This window comes from Qipengyuania sp. SM2507 (assembly GCF_053714505.1).
In genome coordinates this window covers 2,356,899-2,379,956 of sequence record NZ_CM132307.1, presented here as the reverse complement: position 1 = coordinate 2,379,956, position 23,058 = coordinate 2,356,899, and the positions used below count along the sequence as shown (strand labels likewise).

Genomic DNA, 23,058 nt, shown 5'->3' with positions numbered 1-23,058 from the left:
GCCAGGGGTAGCGCGCGAAAATGGATGACCGCGACTTTAAGTCAGAAATTGACGCGGCGCGCAGCGATCCGACGACGCTGCGCAAAATTGCGCAGGAGATTCAGGATGCCGGAGCGTCCCGCCTGCTCATGATCAAGGCCATTCAGCTCGCGCGTGCTGCAGACAGTGGGCCACATCCTTTGGGAAAGATCTGCGGCGAACTCGGTTTACCAAGGCCTGAAGGGGTGCCCCTCTATCGCTACAAGCTCGCGCCGGGCGTGTTCGACAGGATTGAGAAAAAACTTGTCATCAATCTGGAGTCGGACCTGATCCGGCCCGCTCTCGCCGCTGCATTTGTCGTCTGGGCCGCCGACTGGTTCCGGCGATCATATCAGGGCGGCATGCAGCGCTGGAGCGATATCGAAGCATCACTTGGCCTGACTTTGCCACAGTCGGAATGGCGTGATCTCGCTGATCGCGGATTCAGGGCGTGGAAAATTGACCCGTTGATTACTGCGCATGGCAACCAGCGCCTTGCCAATCTTGCGCGGCATGGCGGGTTTCCTGCTGCCGCAATTTCCAGCGGGGCAAGCTGGCCCCGCCGCTTCCTTGAGCGAGCAGTCGGCGAGCTTCTCGGGTCGGACATCCAGGATGTCACCACCGCCGTGGAGATCTGTGAACGCAACGACTATCTGCTTCCATCGATATGGCGTAGCCAGGAAATGTACGCAATTTGCGGAGAGCTCGCATCCAAAATCGTGGAGTTGCGAGCATTCGTTGACAAGGCGATGCCGGCTGATGGACGCCCTTATTCAGCCCGGCTAGACGACGCTTACGAAGACTGGCGAGATGAACTGCCGATGACGCTCGATGGAGCGGCGGCCGGTCTTATCGATACGCTCCTCGAGGCGAGAACACTCACAGGTACTGGTACCATTCGGGTTGGACGTGTTATGCGTCTTACAGGCGGCGATTGGCGTGAGTGCCTCGACTTCCATCTCAACGGTCGCTGGGAAGACAAGGACCATAGTCTTGCGATCGATGATAGTGTCCGGGTCTTTCTCCAGCCTTCAAGTGAGCTCGCAGACCGCATTTCCGGTCGTCTCGCTTACCTCGAGTTCGAATCCGGCAATTGCTGGATTGCTCGTGCCATGCGAAGCGAGACAGCAATCGAGTATCCGCTCGACCTTGCCGTAGCAGCTGAGTTTCATTCACGCGGCGAACGGCTGACCCGAGAATTTATCCTCCCAGGAGGAAAACCGGTCTCGAATGGATTACGGGTCTTTGAACGCCGCAGCGGAGAAAACGACGACAGCGTATTCGCACTCATCGGGCAAGGATCCGGTGGCTATCGCACAGAAGCGGTCTTCATTGATGTGCCGCGTGACTGGGCCCTTCGCGGCAAAGACAGCAATTCCGAAATTGAACCTGAGGACTTCGCGTTCGCTGCCGATCGCTTACTTTACCGCTGTGCTGGCCAGATTATCGCCGAAAAGCCGAATGGCGATACATACCTGGTCCGGACAGGTCAGAGCGCGGACAGGAAGGATCGCCTGGCAATCGTTGCGGATGCTCCTTCCGGCGTACAGGCGCCGAGTGGTGAGCGGCTGCTGAAGCATCCCTTCCACGCACAAGTGGAAGATGGCGTTTCGCGGCGCACAGGAACCCGCGGGGAAGTTTGCTGGCGTTTCGTTGGAGAGAAATCCTGGCGTGAAGATCTGGCAAGCGCAGGTCCAGGCGCTTGCGAGTTCGCCTGGCTCGACGGTTCGACGAGACACGTGCGTGACCGTGTTACCGCCGTTGTGCTTCCGTGCGAATTCGCGCTGATCCAAAGGATAAATGCATCTCATGCCGTGATCACTCTGGAGGGATGGACCGGGAAGGCCACACTCGGGGATGACGCCCGTGATGTTGAGCATCAGTGGACAGTCCGGATCGATCCGCCTCGCCGCGCGCTGCTTACACTGCATCTCGTTATGCCACAGGGTTTGGCTCTCGAGCTCAGCGTTCCGCTGCGATCAAAAGAGTGGCTTACGACTTGGGATGGAGAGCTGGTGCGGCGGGACACCATACTTGGTCTGGCCGATTTGCGCGATACGGTCGCCCGAGCGCCAGCGAGTGCTGTCCTAATGGGCGAAGTTGCTCATCACACCGGAGCATCGCTTGAAGCCAGCTGGAAAGTCGAAGGCGAGCTGGGCCTCTCGGCTCTGCGGAACGACATAGCGGCATTGATGCGACCGCTCGGCATCGATGCGCAGGTCAGGCTCGACTTTCATAACGGCAGCAACGACAACTGGTATGTGACGGAATTCGGCAATGTCCTGGAGTGGGAGCCTTCGGGAGGGTGGCGACCAAAGACTGGCATTGTTGGCGAAGCTGTACGGATCTGCGGCCGTTTCTTGGGGGCCCCTGAGAAGGAAATCGATTACGGCGGCTTTGACGGATTAAACGCGGGTTTGGGCGGGCAGCTCATTCAGCTCCCATGCCTGCGTGGGCCATGGCTGATATACCTGCGAGAAGGCTCGCGCGTCCTTACCAGGCCCAAATTCATTGACGACGATCCGGTCCACGATCTTCCTCAGCACAGGCTCGGGCGTGCGATGGCACAGCCACTTCTACTTGCGCGCGAGGAGCTCACCCGCCTAGCAAATGATATCATTGCCGACCCTGCCTCACCCGAAGCGATTAAGACTACCAGGGCCGTCATGGATCTGGCCCTTTCACTGAACGGCCTGCCTCCACAGACTTTTGAGATCTTCAGCAAGTTCGATGCCGCTGGCCTTCTCGCGCCCCTGCTTCTCTATCGCTGTGAGGAGCAGCATCTTTCAACGATTCTCGAGCTGTTCGACGGGCTTTGTTCAAGCTGGACACTTCTCCCCATCGAAGTCTGGGACGCGGCCTTCCAGGCGCAGGGCGCCTTTTTGGTAAGCAGGCTTGACGACCCTCAATGGGCATTGGCCAACATCTCAGAGCGCCAGAACGAAATTGCCGCTCGGGCCCCGCAATTGGCGCCGCTGATTTGCCGGGATTATTCGCCGCTCGCGTATGAAGCGGTTCGCAAGCATTTCACGAGCCATACGAGCGAGAGCATCAATATCGGTGCCGCCGGGTTCAATCCCTTCCGCGTTGATTTTGGCCACATGCTACCCAAGGAAAACTTCGTCGAAGGCCTGATGCGGGTCTTCGATGCACCTTTTGCCGCCGCCCTTTCGACTTTTGGTTCTGTCGTTCTCGACAACAAACAGATCCTGACCGTCAAGGACGTCGAACGACGCCACCCTGATTATTTCGCAAAAGCCTATGGCTATGCCCTCTCGGAGCTCAAAAATGGCCGCTAGTGACGTCTCCCAGTTCTCACGATTGTCTCCCATGGAGGTCCACCAGCGGTTGCGAGCTGGCCTGGCTGAAGCGGTCGTTTCCCGGGCGGGCATCCGGCATGAAGGCCTCAACGCATTTCTCAGGCGAAACCTGGCCGGAACAGACCCCAGGCAAGGTGGGCTTCTGTCCGAGCAACTTTTTCAGGCGGCCCCAGGCTACGTGTCGTCTGGCAAACGTCCTGACCAATTGGAGGCGCTACTGCACCCGCGCACAATTGATGCGATCAGCCAAACGCCGGTCACCGACCTGCGTTTCGATTATGAGGCCTATGCACACCAGCTGAGTACCTGGGAGCTTCTGAGCGCTAAAGATCCGCAATCCGTTTTGGTTTCCAGCGGCACTGGCTCGGGAAAGACCGAATGCTTTCTTGTTCCGATGCTGGATGATCTGGTTCGTGAAGCGGCAACAGAAGGTCCATTGACCGGTGTCCGAGCTTTGATGCTGTATCCGCTCAATGCGCTGATCGCGAGCCAGGAAAAGCGCCTGACGGCTTGGACTAAGCCGCTTCGCGGCGATGTCCGGTTTGCTCTTTACAACGGTTTGATGGGAACGGCGCGAAAATCCAATCGCGACAAGGCCGAACACGAAATCCCGCACCAGGTTCTCTACCGCGAAACCCTCCGCGCCAACCCTCCGCCGATCCTCGTCACCAACCAGACGATGCTCGAATATATGACGATCCGTCGTGAGGATCGCCAAATCCTCGAGAAGTCTCAAGGCAAGCTTCGCTGGATCGTCATCGACGAAGCGCACAGCTATATCGGCTCGGCAGCTGCAGAGCTTTCGCTCCTGCTCCGGCGTGTGATGAACGCCTTCGATGTCACACCAGATCAGGTGCGATTTGTCGCAACGTCGGCCACGATCGGATCGGCCGGCGATGAGAAGGCGCGAGAAGATCTCCAGAGATTTCTTGCCGACATTGCCGGAGTCCCGCTCGATCGTGCGCATGTCGTGGTAGGTAAACCTCAGCCGGTCGACCTATCAAAGGTGCTGACCGCATCAGATGATCCCGCGGCTCAGTCGATCGCCGAAAGGCTCGAGAGCGAACCACAAACTCTTGCTTCACTCAAAACCCTCGCCCCGAACGCGGGGCAGGTCCTGCTCGACTTGTCCGCGCATAATGCAGCAGAGGCAAAGCCCGTCCTGCCGATGCGTGCGCATAGTTTTACGCGGGCAATTCCTGGCCTCTGGACCTGCATCGATCCCGATTGTTCTGGTGAAGCGCGGCCAAAGGGCTGGCCGTTTGGCACTGTCCTGTTCGAGCAGCGGGATCAATGCCCGCACTGCCAGTCATTGGTGTTCGAGATCCAGAATTGCCTCGATTGCGGCGAACCCTATCTGCCGGCCGATGACATGGGTGACCGAATTCTTCCTCGCGGAAGCGATCACGATGCCGACGAATTTCGTGAGGACAGCTACCGGGAGCAGGATCATGATGATGCTGATGACGATGATGAGGCAAGGCACGAGGGAGTTGGTCATCCGCGGTTGATAGCCATTAATCCGAAATCCGATGCGAAGGCCACGGGCTTCGACGTCAGAAGCGGCGAATACACCGAGCAGGCTGGCCAATTCCATCTAACGCAATTGGATGAAGGGCGCTGCCCCTCCTGTCTTGGAAACAAACGTCGCGGGCGGCCTGCGGTTTTTCCCTTCCGCTTTGGCACCCCTTTTCTCACCCAGAACGCCGCCCCGATCCTCCTGGAAGGTGTTTCACCGCATCAGGCAGAACATGCGCTGCCATTCGATGGCCGTCAGCTGATCAGCTTTTCCGACAGCAGGCAAGGAACCGCGCGTTTTGCTGCGAATATTGAAACCAATGGCGAGCGAGGTTTTGTCCGCGGCTTTATCTACCATGCCGTTCAGAAGGCTGCTCATGGCGGTGATCTGACCGAAGAGCGAAGAGCCGAGCTGCTTAAGAAGAGGGCGGCTTTGGCGGGCCTTGTGACCGATATGCCGGCCTTTAAGGACGATATTGCGAAGATTGACGCCGAGCTCGGTGGCGCAGGTCCCGCAGGAGTACGTTGGCAAGACCTCGTCCCTGCGCTCGCCGCGGAGCCGGCCATTGGCATGATGGCGAAAGTCTGGGATCTGGATCGCAGCGAACGCTTCCATAATGACCGCGAGGCACTCGCCCGCTTCATGCTTTTGCGCGAACTTGCCCGCCGTCCCCGCAATGCCAATGCAATGGAAACGCTTGGGCTTGCGCGGCTGCGCTTCCCGGAGATCGAGAGAATTGGTCAGGACAAGCTACCGGCGATCGTGAGCGAGAAGGGCTACTCGATCGAGCACTGGCGCGATTTCCTTTATTACATGGTTGATTATCTGCGCGGCCAATTCGCCCTAGACGTTGATCACGGCGACGCACGCTGGATGCCAGGACGGGCTCGACCGCGTAACGTGATCGGACCCGATCAACCACCAGGTGAAAAGCGCGACGCTTCCTGGCCGACAGTCAATTCTAAGGGACGGCAGCCCGATAGCATTCTCATTGTTGCAGCCGCTCTGAGCCTTGACCTCTCTTCGGATCGCGGCCGTCATGAGATTAATCAGCTTATGCGTGCGGCTTGGGATCAGTTGGCGCCCCTTCTATCCGGGGTTGGCGGGACTTACAGCCTGCGCCTGGAAAAGACGGCCGAGATCGAGGCTGTCAGCAAGGCCTGGCAATGCCCGCTCACCCGCCGGATTTTACCGCGACTGGTCTTTGGTAAATCGCCCAATCTCGTCAGCGCGGGGAAGATTTTCGCGAGCCAGCCCGCTATCGAAGTGCGGCTCCCGCGCCTTCCGCAAACAAGACCACTTTCGACTGAACAGCGAGAGGAAATAACGGCCTGGCTTGGTGCCAACGAACAAGTAGCGACCCTTCGCGAGCGCGGCATCTGGATGAACTGGCACGATCAGGCAGCGCTCGCGACGCCATATCTGCGAGCCGAAGAGCACAGCGCGCAGCAACCTCCTCAACGGCTGCGCGAATTCGAGGAGCAGTTTAAAGTTGGCGACATCAATCTTCTGGCCTGCTCGACCACAATGGAAATGGGCGTCGATATCGGCTCGATTGAAGCGGTGCTCATGACCAACGTCCCTCCCTCGATCGCCAACTATAACCAGCGGGCCGGCCGTGCGGGCCGCCGCGGACAGGGCTTCTCTACCAGCCTCACGATCGCCCGGAATACACCGCTCGATCTCGAAACCTTTGCCGATCCGGCAGGGTACCTGCGGCGCAAGCTAGCCTCTCCGCGCGTATCGCTTGATTCTGACCGGATCGCACAGCGTCACGCCAACGCTTACCTGCTCGCGGAGTGGTTTCGCGAAGTCGACGGTGAATTCGCCAAGACAAAAACTGGCGATTTTTTTGGCTGCCGCTCGGACCTCCGTCCATTTGAAGGCCGCGCTCCGGTTGACGCCTTCTGCGAGTGGCTTGAGCTTCCGGCGACAACTCCGGCCACGAAAAGTGGGCTCAAGCGGCTCCTCAAGGGAACTGGCCTAGAGTACGACACTGAGATCAGAAAACACACGGCGGATATGTTCGCCGATGAAACTGGGAACTTCCGGCGCACGTGGCAGCGCCTCAAGGAGGATTGGGACGCGCTCGAAGGTCCGGCGAAGAAGGCGATAGAATTCCAGGCCCGGCGCCTCTGCAAAGAGTTCCTTTTAAAGGAACTCGCCAATCGTTCGCTTATTCCAGGCAGCGGCTTCCCGACAGCAGTCGTCCCGTTCGACACCCTTTGTGCAGAAACCCAAAAGGCGCAGGAGCGCAATCGATCAGACGATGAAGGCGCCCGCGACCGGCGCTATGAATGCCCGACACGAAATGCTGACATAGCTATTCGCGAGTACGCCCCAGGGGCCGAGGTCGTCGTCGACGGCTTGGTCTGGAAGTCAGCCGGGGTCACTCTTAATTGGCTGAGCCCGATCGATAGCGGTCATCGCGAGCCCCAGAACCTACGCTGGGCCTGGTGGTGTGATCATTGTGGCGGCGCAGGAAGTGATCACCAGATGCCCGATCACTGTGATCATTGCGGCGAACAGGCAATTAACATCGAGCAGTTTCTGGAACCTGCAGGATTCCGCGTGGACTGGAATGCGCAGCCTCACGCTGATACCGATCAAGCGGTTTATATCGAACCAAAGTCTCCCAAGGTCAGCGTGGGCGATGCTCTCTGGCAGCCTTTGTTGCAGCCCGAAAGTGGCCGGATCCGCGCTTCACACGAAGGGTATATCTATCACCATTCGCGCGGGCCTAAAGACAAGGGCTACGAGATTTGCCTCGAATGCGGACGGACCGGGGATGCGGGGGCTGATGCCCTGAAGGATCACAGGCCGCTCACGCCGCGGGGCAAGAAAGCGATGGATCGCTGCCCCGGCAACGACGAGGGCTATGCGATAACGGGGGCCCTCGCTTTGGGTCACGAAGTCCTCACAGACGTTATCGAGGTCCAGTTGCCAGGCCTGGAAAGCGATGGCGCGGCCTGGGCGTTTGGCGCAGCGCTGCGCGAGGGTCTTGTGCGCTGGCTAGGGATCGAGCCTAGGGAACTGGGAATTGCGGTGGCAGCCAGAGATGGTAAGCTTGGCCGCAGAGTCCCGTCGGTTTACCTGTTCGATGAAGCGTCCGGCGGTGCAGGATATGCTCCGAGGCTTCTTGACGATATCTATCACGTCTTCGAGCGAGCGGCTCAAGTCCTCGATTGCTCGAATGAGTGTGAGATGGGCTGTTCTGCCTGCGTGCTTTCTGCCGATCTCTACAAACAACAGGGTAAACTCGACAGGCGTGCTGCACTCGTTGCAGTCCAGGCCTTCCTTGAGACGAATGCCGAACTGCCAGAGGAAGATCGGGCTGTTGCAGATGCAAGGCCCATCAATGATGCGGCAAACACGCTTCTGCTGAAAGCAGGCGGCGGAGACATCATCTCGATCTTCTTGCCGTCGTTGTTCGATCTGGCTGAGCTGACATCAACCAAGATGCGGTCTTTTTTCTCGGCAGCCTCGGCGCGTGGATTGCCTGTCACGCTGGTGCTCGATGCCAAGTCGTTCGAAGGCCTGGAAGAAGTTGAGCGGAGATTCCTGCGCGATGCTTCGGTGCGCTTCGAGTTCGCACTTGGTCTTGCAAAAGCAGATGGCGGACCCTTCGGTAGCGTTCGCCTTGCTGAACTGAAATCGGGCGAGAGCGTGACGGGGTTCTTCTCGCGCGATGCGAACGCTGCTCAGCCCGGTGAACTCTGGGGCGTAGGCGAAACGCACGCAGTGGTTGCCGGTACGCTAGATAGCCAAACCGTTTTTGAGCCGATCAACCCAGAAGATCTGGAACGTCAGGTTGCAGCGGGTGATCAGGTGGAGCTGATGCAGGGGTTTGGCCAATGCCCTGTGGGCCAGTTTGGCAAACGCTTCGGATCGAAGCTGAAACAGCAAATGGAGGCGGCTGGTGTTTGGAAGCCTGGCAGCCTTGTGCGGATCACCTACACCGATCGCTACCTGAACTCTCCGCTGACCATGCTCCTCTTCCTGCGAACGTGCGAAGCTCTATCTGCTGACCTTCAGGCGCATAGTCCGGTCGAGGTCAATATCCTAGTTCAGTCACTGAAGAATGATCGGAGTCCTTATCAAATCAAACACGATTGGACTTATGAAGAAGATCGAGCGGAAGTAGCCGAGCTGTTGGGCGAAAAGTTTGGCCTCGATGTCGATCTTCAGGTCACGGCAAATTCGGGCCACGGCCGCAAGCTCGAACTTGAATACGCCGACGGTCAGAAGGTCATTGTGCTGCTCGACCAGGGTTTTGGATACTGGCGCATAGCAGGTAGCCCACCTCGCCACGATTTCCGCGCGGCACCGGCCGTTCAGGCCAGCGCACTGTTGCGCTCAACTTCTGCGGTTTCCGGGGTAGGCGAGAGCTATTTTGCTGTGAAGAGAGATCCGAAGTGAACCTTGATCGTCTCATCGCATCTTTCGCATCATCCAAGTTTTTTGGCGACGGCATTCGGAGCTTTCGGCCCGATCGAATGCTACAAGCGGCACACCTTCATTTCAGACGCTAAACAGGGCAGTGAGGCCGATCATGCGGACAAAAGCGAAGATGAGCTAGATATGTTCGGTCAATCCGAGAGCGCCTACGTGTAGCATCCTATCAGAAAGAAGCCTGAGCATTGAACACACCGACATCAGCAACACCAAAATCCAACAACACCCACACGTCTCTCGCCGATTTCATTTGGAAGAATGCGGATGATCTTTGGGGTAATTTCAAGCATGTCGATTTTGGCAAGATCATCCTACCTTTTACTCTTCTCCGCCGTTTGGAATGTGTTCTCCAGCCGACGCGAGAAGAGGCTGCCAAGATGCACAAAATGGCTGTCGAAAACGGGCTCGATATCGATGTAATCCTTCGTCAGGCAACCGGCTACCCCTTCTACAACACCTCAAGCTATAGTCTGGAAACGCTAGGGTCAGGCCGCACCCGCCAGAACCTTGAAGACTACATCGCGAAGTTCTCCGGAAATGCCCGCGTGATCTTCGAGCAGTTCGATTTCATCAACACGGTCAGCCAGATGGACAAGAAGGGCGTTCTCTATAAGATCTGCCAGAACTTCGCCGCCATCGACCTTCACCCCAATGTGGTCCCCGAGAGGACCATGTCAAATGTCTACGAGCACCTGATCCGTCGCTTTGGTGCAGAGGTAAATGAGGCAGCCGAGGACTTCATGACTCCTCGTGACGTTGTACATCTAGGCATCGAACTCCTGCTTGAGCCGGATGACCAAATGTTCATCGACAACCCCGGGATCATTCGCACCCTTTATGACCCGACGATCGGAACTGGCGGCTTTATTTCCGATGGCATAGAGCACGTGCAGTCATTGCAAGATCGCTATGGCACCGCGCCGACGCTGGTTCCCTACGGCCAAGAGCTGGAATCCGAAACCCACGCGGTCTGTCTGGCGAGCATGCTTCTGAAGACGCTCAAGTCCGATCCTGGACGGGATCTGTCGCAGAACATCAAGCTTGGCAGCACGCTCTCCGCCGACCAATTCCGTTACGACAAATTCCACTACTGCGTTTCCAATCCGCCATTCGGCAAGAAGTGGGAGTTGGATCAGGCCGAGGTCGTGCGCGAACATCGCGACCAGAAGTTCGAGGGGCGTTTTGGCCCTAAACTCCCCCGTGTCAGCGATGGCTCGATGCTGTTCCTCCTGCACCTTCTCAGCAAGCTTGAAGACCCTGAGAAGGGCGGCGGGCGCGCGGCGATCGTGCTGTCGGGTTCTCCTCTCTTCAACGGAAACGCCGGTCAGGGTGAGTCTGAAATCCGCCGCCACCTGCTTGAGCAGGGCGTAGTCGAGGCCATCATCGCCCTGCCGACCGAGATCTTCTTCCGGACCGGCATTGGTACCTACATTTGGGTCCTGTCCAACCGCAAACCCGAAGCGCGGCGCGGCAAGGTTCAATTGATTGATGCTACCGAGATGTTCGAACCGCTCCGCAAGAGCGAGGGCAATAAGCGACGCAAGATCGGTGACGACCAAATTCGCGATATCGTGCAACTCTACGCCGACTTCGAGCCGACCAAGAAAAGCCTCATCCTCGACGCGCAAGACTTCGGCTATCGCCGCATTAAGGTGCTGCGCCCGTTGCGTCACAAGATCGTCGTGTCAGACGCGGGGTTTGAGGCGCTGGTCGAACACAAGGCGTGGGAAAAACGCACCGATGATCAACGGCAGGGATGGGGCGAGGTGTTGGCAGAGCATGCAGGCACTGACCATGACTGGCATTGGATCGACAGCTTTGCCAAATCCGCCGAGAAGAAGGATACAGGCTTGGGCAAAGCCGATGCGGGCCTGATCAAGGCGTTTCAAAAGGCCTTTGGCGTGCGCGACGAAGATCTGGACCCGGTGAAGGACAAGAAGGGCAACCTCATCCCCGATGATGATCTGACGGATTTTGAGAACGTGCCGATGGGCACCGACATCTATGATTACCTCGCCGCCGAGGTAACGCCCCACGCCCATGACGCCTATATCGACGAGACCTACGTCGACGAGACTGATGGTGACATCGGGATCGTTGGCTATGAGATCAACTTCAACCGCTATTTCTATGAATACGTGCCGCCGCGCGATCTGGACGAGATCGACGCAGAGCTGAAGGCCATCGAGGCTTCGATCACCGAGATTCTTGCAGAGGTGACAGCATGAGATCCTTCGGAGCGATTAAGTCTATTCCCGAAACTGCCGTTCCCGAAGGCTGGTCACTCAAGCCGCTGAAACAAATTGTTCGCAAGGTTTCGAAAAAAAGCAAAAGCAAGACGAACGTCGTTGCGCTTGAAAATATCGAGAGTTGGACAGGGAAACTCGTGCCAACAGAGTCTGATTTTGACGGCGACGGCATCAGCTTCAAAGAGGATGACATTCTTTTCGGAAAATTGCGCCCTTACCTCGCAAAGGTATACTTGGCGCGTTCAGGCGGCGAAGCTATTGGCGATCTTTGGGTTCTCCGCCCAAACGATTCCTATGAGCCTCGGTTCGTAGCTTACCAACTCCTGTCGCAGGTATTCATCGAAACTCTGAATGCTTCTACAAACGGGGCCAAAATGCCTCGTGCAGAATGGGCGTTTGCTGGAGCGCTCACCTCCCCGACACCTGCGAAAAGCGTTCAAACAACCATTGCCGACTATCTCGACAGTGAGACCGGGCGGATTGATGGGTTGATCGAGAAAAAGACGCGATTCATCGCAGTTCTTGACGACAAGGAAAAAGCGATGATCGCGCACTTTGTCCGTCGCGGCATTGATGGCACCGCGCCGACCAAGGACAGCGGTGTGGAATGGCGAGGCTTTGTGCCTACGCATTGGCAGCGAGCACGCATTAAGAACCACTTCAAGCAGGTCAAACGCCAAGGCTACGACGACCTGACCGTTCTATCCGTCTATCGTGAGTTCGGCGTCATCGAAAAGGCGTCGCGAAGCGACAACATCAACAAGACGCCAGAAGACCTGTCCAAATATCAGCTGGTTGAGCCGAACGACTTGGCGATCAACAAGATGAAGGCATGGCAGGGTTCTATGGGGATTTCGCCCTTCTTGGGCATCACATCGCCCGACTATGTGGTGATGAAGCCAGTTGGTGAGCACAACCCCAGATATATGCACCATTACCTTCGCTCGCGGCCTATGCCGTGGGTTTATCGCTTGATTTCCAACGGTATTCGGACCGATCAATGGCGTATGGAACCAGAGAAGTTTTTGGAACTGCCGATTTTCCTGCCACCAATGGATCAACAGGAAGCGATTGCCGACCGGATTGATCGTGAATTGGATCGCATTCGTGCCCTGATTGACAAAACAGAGCGCTCCATCGCGCTACTCAAAGAAAAACGCGCGGCACTCATTACAGCGGCGGTGACTGGTAAGATCGATGTAAGGGCCGCAGCATGAGCGATCTGCACCACGAAAAACACCTTGAGGCCTATGTCGTCAAGAAACTGACCGAACAGGGCTGGCTGCTTGGAGACACCAAAGGCTTTAATCAGGACACCGCCGTCTACACCGAGGATCTGGAGACCTGGATCAAAGAGACCCAAGGGCCGAAATGGGACAAGCTCGTCGCCTTGAATGGCGAACGCGCCCGTGAAACGCTGCTCTCGCGTCTAGACACCGCCTTGGCGAAACAGGGCACCATTCAGGTGCTGCGCCGTGGCTTCTCCATCGCAGGCTGTGGTCAGATCGATATGTCCGAGGCCGCCCCCGAAGATCAACGCAACGAGACGACCCTTGAACGCTATGCTGCGAACCGGCTGCGCGTTGTGCCTCAGCTAAAATATTATCCTGGCCGCGAGCTGGCGATCGATCTGGGCCTGTTCATTAACGGATTGCCCGTGGCCACCGTTGAGCTAAAAACCGACTTCACCCAATCCGCCGAAAGCGCACGCGAGCAATACAAGCGCGACCGCCTTCCAGAGGACCCAGCCACTGGGCGCAAACACCCACTGCTGACCTTCAAACGCGGTGCCATCGTGCATTTTGCGATGTCCGACAGTGAAATCTGGATGACCACAAAACTGGCGGGCGAAAACACATACTTTCTACCTTTCAACCGAGGCCATGATGGCAAGGGCGGCAACCCGCCCCGGCATGACGGTGAATATCCTGTTGCCTATTTCTGGGAGGAGATTTGCCAGCCTGATGCCTTCCTGCGCATCTTCAACAGCTTCGTCTATGTTGAGAAGAAAGATGTGGTGGACCTGAAGGGCAACTGGTCCGTCAAGGAAACGCTGATCTTCCCGCGCTTTCACCAGCACGACGCGGTCAACAAGATGATCGCGGACGCGAAAGAAAAAGGCCCTGGGCATGCCTATCTTTGCGAACACAGTGCTGGCTCCGGCAAAACGTCAACAATTGCTTGGACGGCGCACGACCTGACCAAGCTGCGGCATGATGACGGCAAGGCAATCTTTGATACGGTAATCATCGTGACGGACCGGACGGTTCTGGATGGCCAGCTCCAAGATGCAGTTCAGCAGATCGATCACCGCAAGGGCATGATCGCCGCGATTGACCGTGAGACAAGTTCCAAGACGAAAACGGCGCAGTTGGCGGAGGCCATACTGAAGGGCGTCCCGATTATCGTGGTAACACTTCAGACCTTCCCGCATGCGATGGAAGCAATTCTGACGGAAACGTCTTTGAAGGACCGTAGTTTTGCCGTGATCATCGATGAGGCGCACACCTCCCAAACAGGCAGTACGGCTTCGAAGCTGCAAGCGACGCTCGCCCTTTCGTCGGCCAAGGACACTGCCAACATGACGGTCGAAGAGCTTTTAACCGAGATTCAGAAGAGCCGGGCCCGGCCGAAAAACCTGTCTCATTTCGCATTCACTGCAACACCAAAACACTCGACCTTGATGTTGTTTGGAAGGCCGCAAGACCCTTCCCGTCCGGCGGGCCCGGACAATCTGCCGCGTGCTTTTCATAAATACGAGATGCGTCAGGCCATCGACGAAGGTTTCATCCTCGACGTGCTCAAAGGCTATGTGTCGTACAAGACGGCCTTCAACCTCGGAAAAGAATTGGAAGACAAAAGGCGCGTGGACGGCAAGGCAGCCAAGCGCGCATTGGCCAAATGGATGAGCTTGCATCCCACGAACGTCACCCAAAAGGTGCAGTTTATAATGGAGCACTTTCGGCACAACGTGTCGTCGCTCCTCGATGGGAAGGCGAAGGCAATGGTTGTGACGAGCTCTCGTGCGGCAGCTGTTCGCTACAAGAAAGCCTTCGATGCGTTTGTTATTGCCAATCCTCAGTACAAAGACGTTCGCGCGTTGGTTGCAATTTCAGGAAAGCTCAGTGGCAAGGATGTCATGCACTCGGATGACGCGCAGATTTCTGGCGAACTGTTCGTTTGTGACGACGACGCGGAATTTACAGAGAGCAACATGAACGCCGGCGTCGAGGTCAAAGACCTTCGGATCGCATTTGATCGGCCGGAATTCAGAGTGATGCTCGTTGCCAACAAGTTCCAGACGGGATTCGACCAGCCGAAGCTCGTCGCCATGTATGTCGACAAGAAGATCGCCAACGAAGTCGAGATCGTTCAAACGCTGTCGCGCTTGAATCGTACCTTCCCGGGCAAGGAAGAAACCTTCATTGTCGATTTTGTAAACGACCCGGAAGCGATCCGCGCAGCCTTCAAGAAATACGATTCCGGGGCGCAAATCACGGAAGTTCAAGACCCGAACGTTGTCTACGACATGAAAGATGGCCTTGACCAACAAGGTATCTACTCGGACGAAGACATCGAGGCGTTCAAGGTCGCGCGTTTCGAAACCGCCAAGACTTTCGACGTTGCCAAAGACGATCACCACAAGGCGATGTTCGCAGCCACCCAAAGGCCGACAGACCTTTTTAACGCTCGCCTCAAGGACCTCCGCGGCGAAGCCGCGCGGTGTGAAGTTGAATTTTTGAAGGCAACTGAGACAGGAGACGATGCCGCTGCGAAGAAGGCCGAGCATGAAAGGATGCAGGTAGAAGAAAGCATCGGTCGGATGCTGGAGTTTAAGTCAGGGCTGTCCAGGTTTTCCAGGACATACACTTACATCGCGCAATTGCTGGATCTGGGAGATCCCAGCATTGAGAATTTTGCAGCTTTCACCAAACTTCTGGCAAACCGCCTCAATGGTATCCCTCCCGAGCATGTCGACCTTAGAGGCATTTCGCTGACAGGATACGATATCAAAAAGAACGATGATCAGGGCAACAACGCCGATGACCCTGACCCAAACTTGAAGCCCGCGGGGCCCGGCGGTTCCAATGCGCCAGGGAAGCTTCCTGTGTACCTGCAGGAGCTTATCGAACGATTGAACGGCATCTTTGGCGAAGCTGCTCCGATCAAGGATCAAGCGAGCTTCGTAAACCAAATCGTTTCGATTACCCGCGAGAACAGTATCGTCAGAGCCCAGGTTGAGGAAAACTCAAAAGACCAAGCGTTGAAAGGAAGCCTTCCGGGGGCGGTTCAAAGCGCGGTGGTGCGCGCAATGGGATCGAACAACGCATTGGCCACGCATCTTCTCAAAGAGGACAAGCAAGGCCTCGGCATCCTTACGAACCTTATTTACGACCTGATCAAAGCAGGGAAAGATATCGACCTTGGAGATCTCGATGGCGCATGAACCGCATAAATACAGAGCAAAGGCTATCGGCGGCATCACGCCTGTTGAATTACGGGAGATATTCAGCGTGATTTGGAAATTTAGGGGCACCAGATGAAAATTTCAGTTGCTCTCGATAAGATCGACGAAAGACAGCTTTTCGTACCCGCATTCCAGCGAGAATACGTCTGGAAGCGCGATGACGCAAAGCAACTGATCGACTCCCTGATCAAAGAATATCCAACTGGCACAATGCTCACATGGGAGACGAATACCCCGCCTGAGCTCAAGGGGCCGCACAAGTATGATGAGAAGCAAGGCGCGGTGCGCATCTTGCTCGACGGTCAACAACGCCTGACCACGCTTTACATGCTGATCAGAGGTGACTTACCACCTTACTACACGGCTCCGGAAATTTTGAACGATACGCGCGGTCTTTACGTCAACCTCGAGAACCTTGAGCTGGAATATTACAAGAAGCTCAAGATGGAGAATGATCCTCGCTGGCAGAATTTGACGGCCATCTTCAAGGATGAAGTGTGGGATCAGGACGTCTTCAAGAAACTCGAAGAGCGCGGGGTAGAGGTCGACAAAGAGTCCGCTCGGCATATCTCCGGTAACATCAGGAAAGTTGAGCGGATCCTTGATCGGGAATTCCCCGAACAAACGATCCCGATCAAAGCGTCCATCCGCGAAGCGATCGACATTTTCTACAAGGTCAATGCTAGCGGCGTTTCGCTGACCGAAGCTGAACTCGCGCTCGCCCAGATTTCGGGTTACTGGCCGCAGGCACGAGAAACTTTTAAGGCCAAGCTGGCCGAATTGGAAAAGCGCGGGTTTGTCTTCAAGCTCGATTTCGTAATCTACGCTTTGCTGGCTTGCCTATACGCATCGGGCTCGAACATGCGGCTGCTGCATGATCAAGGCAATGATACGCCAATCAGAGAGGCCTGGGAAAAGCTGGAAAGCCAGACTTTAGATTATGTGGCCAATCTCATGCAATCGCATGCGTATGTGGACCACACAGACGAGATCAACTCGATCTATGCTTTGATCCCGATCATTGCGTATTGCTATCAGCAGGATGAGCACCTTAGCGATCTACAAATCAAGAAGGTCGTGAAGTGGTTCTATTACTCCCAGATTCGGACACGTTATGTCAGCCAGCTTCCTCAGAAGTTGGATCGCGATCTTCGCATCGTGAGGGACGCTGACCATCCGTTCGATGAGCTGCTGCAAGTAATCAAAGATGAGAGGTCTCTGGAAATTATTCCGGACGAATTTGTGGGGAGGACGATAACGCACCCGTTGTTCCCTATGATGCGATGGTACTTCAAGAGCAAGGAAGCCACCTGCTTTACAACCGGGGTCAAGCTTCGCCAATCAATGGGAAAGAAGTACGCGCTTGAAAAGGATCATATTTTCCCGTTTTCGAAGCTTAAGGCAGCCGGTTATGGGATGGGTAACCGGATCAAGTATTCCTTGGCTCAGGAGATCACCAACAGAGCAATTCTGACTGCAATTGCCAACAGATCGAAGAGCGCGACAAATGCCGAGGATTACCTCAGCGAAGTCAATGCTAAGAACCCTGACGCGCTGGCAAAACAGTGCATTCCGGACGATCCCGAGCTCTGGAAACTCGAAAACTATGAGCTGTTCCTTGACGCTCGGCGCAAGCAGCTCGCAGATGGCCTGAACGCGTTTCTTACTTCGATAACCGAAACAGAAAAGAGCGAGGCGCCGATCACCCTCGCCGAAATGATCGCCGAAGGCGAAAGCGAAGAACTTGAATTCAAGCAAACCCTTCGTTGGGATGTAAAAGAGTCAAAGGTCAATAAAGGCTTGGAAGCGGTTGTTACCAAAACGGTAGCAGCTTTTGCCAACAGCTACGAAGGCGGCACCCTTTTGATTGGGGTTTCCGATGACGGAGAGGCGCTCGGGTTAGAGCAAGACTATGTGGCCTTGGGGGACGCGGATAAGGACAGATTTGAGCTGCATTTGAGAAATCTGTTTTCGGAGGCATTTGGGCAAAATGTGACGGCATCGAAATTGAAGATCAGCTTCCCAGAAATCGAAGGCGTTGAAATCTGCAAGATCGATGTGCGGCCAGCCGATGCTGCTGTTGTCCTCACGGTCGCTGATAAGAACGGGCTCAAGTCCGAGAAACTCTATGTCAGAAGTGGCAACTCATCTCCGGAAATGCCCATGAGCGAGGTCCAGGCGTTTTTGAACAAGCGATTTGCGGCCAAGTCTGTTGGTTAGTTGAACGATTGAAACTCAGTGCCAGGTCGTGCCTTCAAGCTCAATTTGCCTGTAATTTCTCGAATGTAATTACCAGTAGGGCAAGCCTAAAGGGACCTGAATCCGTTACGAGCCTGCTCTGCCATACTCTTGGACACGCCCGCTTCACGGGTCACGTTAGTCCAGCCAAGGATTGCAGATTGTATGTCTGAGATGATGGCTTTGGTTTCGGCAGGTTTGAGATCTGCGAACGTACCAAAGGCGATCAGGTCTTCCAGATCGAATTTGTCGGTCTTGCCGGCCAGAGACATCTGATGCTCGTTTGTCCAGTCTCCGCTGGGATTGTAGGCATAGACGACATCATAGGCCGGTGAGAGGCTCCAGCGGCCAGAACGATCCATAAGGAAAGCGATGTTCTTGGTGTGGTCGTCCTGGTTGCGGATGAAGACATTGAAGAGCGCTCGCCGCACCTGTTCTTTGATTGCATCACGGCCAAGTCCGAGCATCCGTATGGTCTCGATCGCCTGTTCGTAGCTATAGGCCCGGGCCTGATTGAAATCGAAGTGACGCATCGCGCAAAGTGACTGCATATGCAGCTTTTTGCCGTCAGCCGTCCGGTCAAACCGCTGGGTCATGAAGTGCGCTCGCCCTCCTTCTTCATGTAGCCGAGACCGGGCCATGGCGACACCAGCTTCTTTGGCTATCAGATAGCAGGCGTATTCGAGGCGGCCGAAGCCCATGGGATCGGCAAGCTCCTTATCGGCATTGCCTGACACACCGTCGAATTTGACCAACCACTGAGTGTAGCCGGGGCCTGCTGTGAGTTGCCCGGAATGGAATTGCCCGGTCTCTTCATTCCAGGCGAGAACAGCCTTGGCGCGCGCGCCACCCGCGGATGTTCCTACGCGCAGGATTTCCTGAAGCGCGTGATGATCATCGTCGCCCTGCAGGACGCCGGTGAGTTCTTCCCGTGCTGCAAGCACACGATTGGCCAGCTCGACAAGTGGAGCGATGTCAACGGGCCCGCCCTGTTCGCGGCGTTCGCCTGTCGATGGTTCAAACTCGAGCGCGCCCATGCCTCTGCGACCGGTGTAGCAGAGGCGTTCAACGGGATCGAAGCTGTCGGTCGTTCGGCCCTGTTCTGCGAGCCAGCGATTGATGAGGGCGTTGCCGAACTTGTCTGGCAGGCTGTCGGCCAGCATTCCCGGTAGACCCTTGAAGGTGTCATGGTTCAGTGCGGGGAAATCGTAGACGCCGCTGCGCAATGGCATGGTGAGCGGGGCGACCTCGATACCGCTGCGACTAAATTCCGGAGTGTATTCGAAGACCCCGACATCGCGGTCCTCATCCCACAGCACGGCACCGATCTGCCGGCCCCAGAGATTGACGACTGCGCGGCTCATGGGGCCTCGTCACCCCAACTCCATTCCTCACTGGGCGCACTTTCGGAAGACTTCCGCACTCGTTGCCGTGCCTTGCCCGTGTCTGACCGTGGGTCGAGCGGGCTCAGCTTAGCATCGGGCACGATATCCAGCAGACGATCCTCGATATCGAGCGCACGCATAATTCTGGCAAGACTGTCGATCGTCCCGCCATTGCCGGCTTCCAGCCGAGTGAGCGTTGAACGGGAGATGCCTGCCATCTCCGCAAGCTCGGCCTGTTTGAGATTGCGTGATATACGGTAAGCTTCGATCTGCTGGCCTAGGTCGGACAGCAGCACCGAGAGCGGACGTAAGTCTAGCGAGTCATATTGCGTCATTATAGAGACGTTATCTCCAATATGGAGGTTTATGTAGCAATTTTGCGTCTTTACATTTTCCTCTATAATGTGTCAATATCGAAGCATAATAGATCTCATAGCGGTTAATGCATCATAATCGATACGTTATGGATAAGGCAAGGAGTGGCAGATATGGATGACCACAAAGATCAGAAGGAAAAGGAATGGGAGGGCCTACGAGAGATTGATCGTTCCATTTCCGAAAACCGGCGAATGGAATACCGATGGAAGAAAGCGCTTGCAGATCCTTGGGAGCGTCGCGGCCTATGGCTTCTCGGATTAATCCTCGGGGCATTCGTTGTATTCGTAATTCTGCAGGACATGATCCTGTAGTTACCTATTGCCCCACTCTTTGATTTCATCAGCAGCTTCCTCGCTTGCGCCAGTCGCGCCCTGCGTTTGGCGATCCACATATGCTCTTACAGTTCCAATCCGTCCCTGACCCTGTCGGCGAGCCCGCTCGACTTCATCCGCGATCACTGACCGATCGGGCGCGTCGGGCATGGCGGGGCCACCCGCAGACCCCACGGCTCCCCTTGCGCGCACTTGCCCCGCACTTCCGATACCAGGACGGCTAACAGGCGAGAATGCCGGCAGCGAGAGATCGCCTTCGATGTCCTCCTGCAGCTGATCGGCGTAGCTTTCGACAAACCGCGACTGTAGCTGCTGACCGCGTGAGCTCATCTGGAACTCGATGTCATCAAAGCGCACTGGGCCATAATAGTCGCGGTTGGCTTCGATCTCGGCCATGCCCCAATCGCGATAGGCCTGGCTCAGGTTGAGCGTGCCCGCAGCGCTGTTGGCCTCATACCAGCCCGCCTGGGTTTCGAGACGGCTGGCCATCTCTTCAGCGCGGCGCGCTTCGCGCGTGTAGCTCTCGGCCTCAGTCAGCGACCGGCTGAGCCCGGACGAACTGGTTGAGACCTGCGATATCGAACTCGAGCTCGTCTCGCGCAGGAAGCCTTCGCGCGTATTCGACCAATTGCGACTGTCAGAAAGCTGGCGCAGCGAACCCGTAATCCGGCTGCGATCTTCCGAGGCAATCCCGATATCGCTGTCCGTCCAAGATTGATTGCGGCCACCGCGGACGCCCGCCTGAGCATTCAATAATCCCCCTTCCACCTTTGCTCCGGCTCCTGCCTCTCCGTTTAGGAACCAGGAAATCGAGATGTCGTCGGAAGCCCGCCGGGACAGGCCAAACTGTTGCTGTAGAGCTCTCGACGCGTTGTCGACCTCGCTGAATGCCGTGCCGACACTGTCGTTCGTCCCGATCCCGCTGGTGGTTTCGGAACTGCGGCCCTGGCTGTAGGCGTTGCGGATCTCGCTGAACCGCGTGACCGCCGAGCTCGTCGATTGCTGGGCGAGGTTGGCATAGGTCTCGCTTTGCGTGCGGCTCTGGCTCGCCATCGTTCCGAGACGCCCGGTGAAATCCTGCCCGAGCGTCGGGGTGAACGGGTAACTGGAATTGGGGACCGCAGCGAACTCGCCATCGGGGAAGCTGGTGGTCTGGGTGCCGCTGTCGCTGAAACCGCGCGTCTGTGCTGAGCCGTAGGCGATATTGGGTGCAAGATTGCCCTGGGCGAACTGCCGCGAGAACACCGTCGAATTGTCGATGTTCGAATTGCCGAGCGAGACATTGCCCGTGCTGGCTTCGCGTGCAGCTTCCTCGGCAGCGTTCTGGCTTGGATTGAGGTAGCTGGTCGCCTGCCCCGAAATCGCCAGCGCACCGCGCGCCACTCCGCCCGCGAGGAAGGGGATCGAGGCGACGAGATAGCCGGCAAGGATACCGATATCGCTGTTGACGTCGCTCATACCGGCAAAGGTTGCAAGACTAAGGCCCGAACTGCCGCCGGCAGCAGCGATATCGCCTGCGCCCTTGAACATCAGGATCATGTGCAGGATCACAAACAGCGGACCCCAGGCGGCAAGGTAGAAGAAGCCGGTGACGTAACCCCTGAGCGCAATTGGACCAGTCTTTGGCATCAGGAACAGCGGAAAGAGAACCGGGAAGAGGGCGTAGAACACCACTGTCAGAACGACGTTGAGGATAGGGACCCATTTCATCGCGTTGTGCGCAATCGAGGAATAGGTGCGCTCTGTCTGGATGTCGGCGCGGGTCTGCGCGAAAACATCGACACTGCTCGTACCGCTTGCGCCTGCAAAGCCGTGCATCGCCTGATTCATGGCGTTGATTGTCAACACCTGGCGGAAGATATCGCTCGCGCTACGCGAGATACCAGTGAGATACTGGTAGGCTACGGGCAGGTCGGCCATCAGTTTGGCCCTCGCGAGCGCTTCGGTCTGGCGCGGATAAAGCTGGCGTCCTGCTACCAGCGTCATCTCGTCAATCATGCTCGCCCATTGGCCAGAAAGCGCGGTGTAGGCTTCGCGGCAGGTGATGATCGACGCCGTGACACTGTCGTCGGTTTGTCGGGTCAGAAATTGCTGCGCTCGTGCGGCGCTGCCGGGCGCGATGCTCGCCCAGATGTCGTCGCTCTCGGAAAGCTCCTTCATCGAGTAGCGGCCGAGCAGCAGGTCATAGAACACGCATTGTTGCACGTGTTCGTCGAAATTGGTGGCGAACTCGGGATCGGCAATGCGCAGCGATTTCGTCGCCTCGAGCAGGCGTGCGCCGTAAATCATACCGTTCTTCGAATAGTTGAGGTCGTTGGGCAGGCCGAAGACGAGTTCAGCCGAACGGGTCAGGTAGTCGCCCGCCTGGCTCGTGAAACTCGCCATCAGTGCGAGCCCGAGCGGAACATTGTCGACCGTCGCCGGTGCAAGGCTGGGATTGACCCGGTCGGTGACCTGCACATCCATCCGCGGCACCATCAGACACATGTAGATCAGCGTCGCGCCGAGGAACCAGTTGAGCCACGCGCGCCAATCCTGGTTGAAAGCCACCACGATGACCGCCAGCGCCATGCCCATCACCAGTGCAACCTGGATAAGGCTTTTGTAGCCGCCAGCGCCGGTCCATGCGGCAACCGCATTCAGTACGTTGACGATGTATTCGCCGCCGCCGACCGTGAAGATCTCAACCATTCTCG

The 23,058-nt window shown here is 56.6% G+C and carries 10 protein-coding genes; 7 read left to right on the top strand and 3 right to left on the bottom strand.

The window, feature by feature from the left end:
* Positions 1-20: 20 nt before the first annotated feature.
* The 6 genes from ACWIKC_RS11655 to ACWIKC_RS11630 all read left to right on the top strand — a co-directional run bounded on the left by ACWIKC_RS11655 (position 21) and on the right by ACWIKC_RS11630 (position 18,249).
* The gene (locus ACWIKC_RS11655) at positions 21-3,317 is read left to right on the top strand and encodes an STY4851/ECs_5259 family protein (RefSeq protein WP_454597667.1); all 3,297 of its coding nucleotides are present in this window, start codon (positions 21-23) and stop codon (positions 3,315-3,317) included.
* A 226-nt stretch (positions 3,318-3,543) separates the two neighbouring features.
* Positions 3,544-9,276, top strand: coding sequence for a DEAD/DEAH box helicase (locus tag ACWIKC_RS11650; RefSeq protein WP_454597666.1), 5,733 nt, complete (start codon positions 3,544-3,546; stop codon positions 9,274-9,276).
* Positions 9,277-9,497: 221 nt separating this feature from the next.
* Positions 9,498-11,540 (top strand): type I restriction-modification system subunit M, encoded by a 2,043-nt coding sequence (locus tag ACWIKC_RS11645; RefSeq protein ID WP_454597665.1) that lies wholly within the window; start codon positions 9,498-9,500, stop codon positions 11,538-11,540.
* Positions 11,537-12,778 carry a hypothetical protein gene (locus ACWIKC_RS11640; protein WP_454597664.1) on the top strand — a complete coding sequence of 414 codons (1,242 nt, stop codon included), beginning with the start codon at positions 11,537-11,539 and terminating at the stop codon, positions 12,776-12,778. Before ACWIKC_RS11645 ends, ACWIKC_RS11640 begins: the two co-directional genes overlap by 4 nt.
* Positions 12,775-16,008, top strand: coding sequence for a type I restriction endonuclease subunit R (locus ACWIKC_RS11635; protein WP_454597663.1), 3,234 nt, complete (start codon positions 12,775-12,777; stop codon positions 16,006-16,008). The genes ACWIKC_RS11640 and ACWIKC_RS11635 overlap by 4 nt, the downstream gene beginning before the upstream one ends.
* Positions 16,009-16,101: 93 nt before the next feature.
* Positions 16,102-18,249, top strand: coding sequence for a GmrSD restriction endonuclease domain-containing protein (locus ACWIKC_RS11630; RefSeq protein WP_454597662.1), 2,148 nt, complete (start codon positions 16,102-16,104; stop codon positions 18,247-18,249).
* An 86-nt stretch (positions 18,250-18,335) separates the two neighbouring features.
* Here the strand turns inward: ACWIKC_RS11630 and ACWIKC_RS11625 are convergent, their stop codons facing one another.
* Together ACWIKC_RS11625 and ACWIKC_RS11620 are read right to left on the bottom strand one after the other, a co-directional pair.
* Positions 18,336-19,631: a type II toxin-antitoxin system HipA family toxin gene (locus ACWIKC_RS11625; RefSeq protein WP_454597661.1), complete on the bottom strand. Its 1,296-nt coding sequence runs from the start codon at positions 19,629-19,631 to the stop codon at positions 18,336-18,338.
* Positions 19,628-19,987, bottom strand: coding sequence for a helix-turn-helix domain-containing protein (locus tag ACWIKC_RS11620; RefSeq protein ID WP_454597660.1), 360 nt, complete (start codon positions 19,985-19,987; stop codon positions 19,628-19,630). Before ACWIKC_RS11620 ends, ACWIKC_RS11625 begins: the two co-directional genes overlap by 4 nt.
* 153 nt (positions 19,988-20,140) lie before the next feature.
* On the opposite strand from ACWIKC_RS11620, the gene ACWIKC_RS11615 reads away from it, so the two are divergent.
* Positions 20,141-20,341 (top strand): hypothetical protein, encoded by a 201-nt coding sequence (locus ACWIKC_RS11615; protein WP_454597659.1) that lies wholly within the window; start codon positions 20,141-20,143, stop codon positions 20,339-20,341.
* On the opposite strand, the gene ACWIKC_RS11610 is transcribed toward ACWIKC_RS11615, so the two are convergent.
* Positions 20,342-23,053 (bottom strand): conjugal transfer protein TraG N-terminal domain-containing protein, encoded by a 2,712-nt coding sequence (locus ACWIKC_RS11610; protein ID WP_454597658.1) that lies wholly within the window; start codon positions 23,051-23,053, stop codon positions 20,342-20,344.
* Positions 23,054-23,058 lie beyond the last annotated feature (5 nt).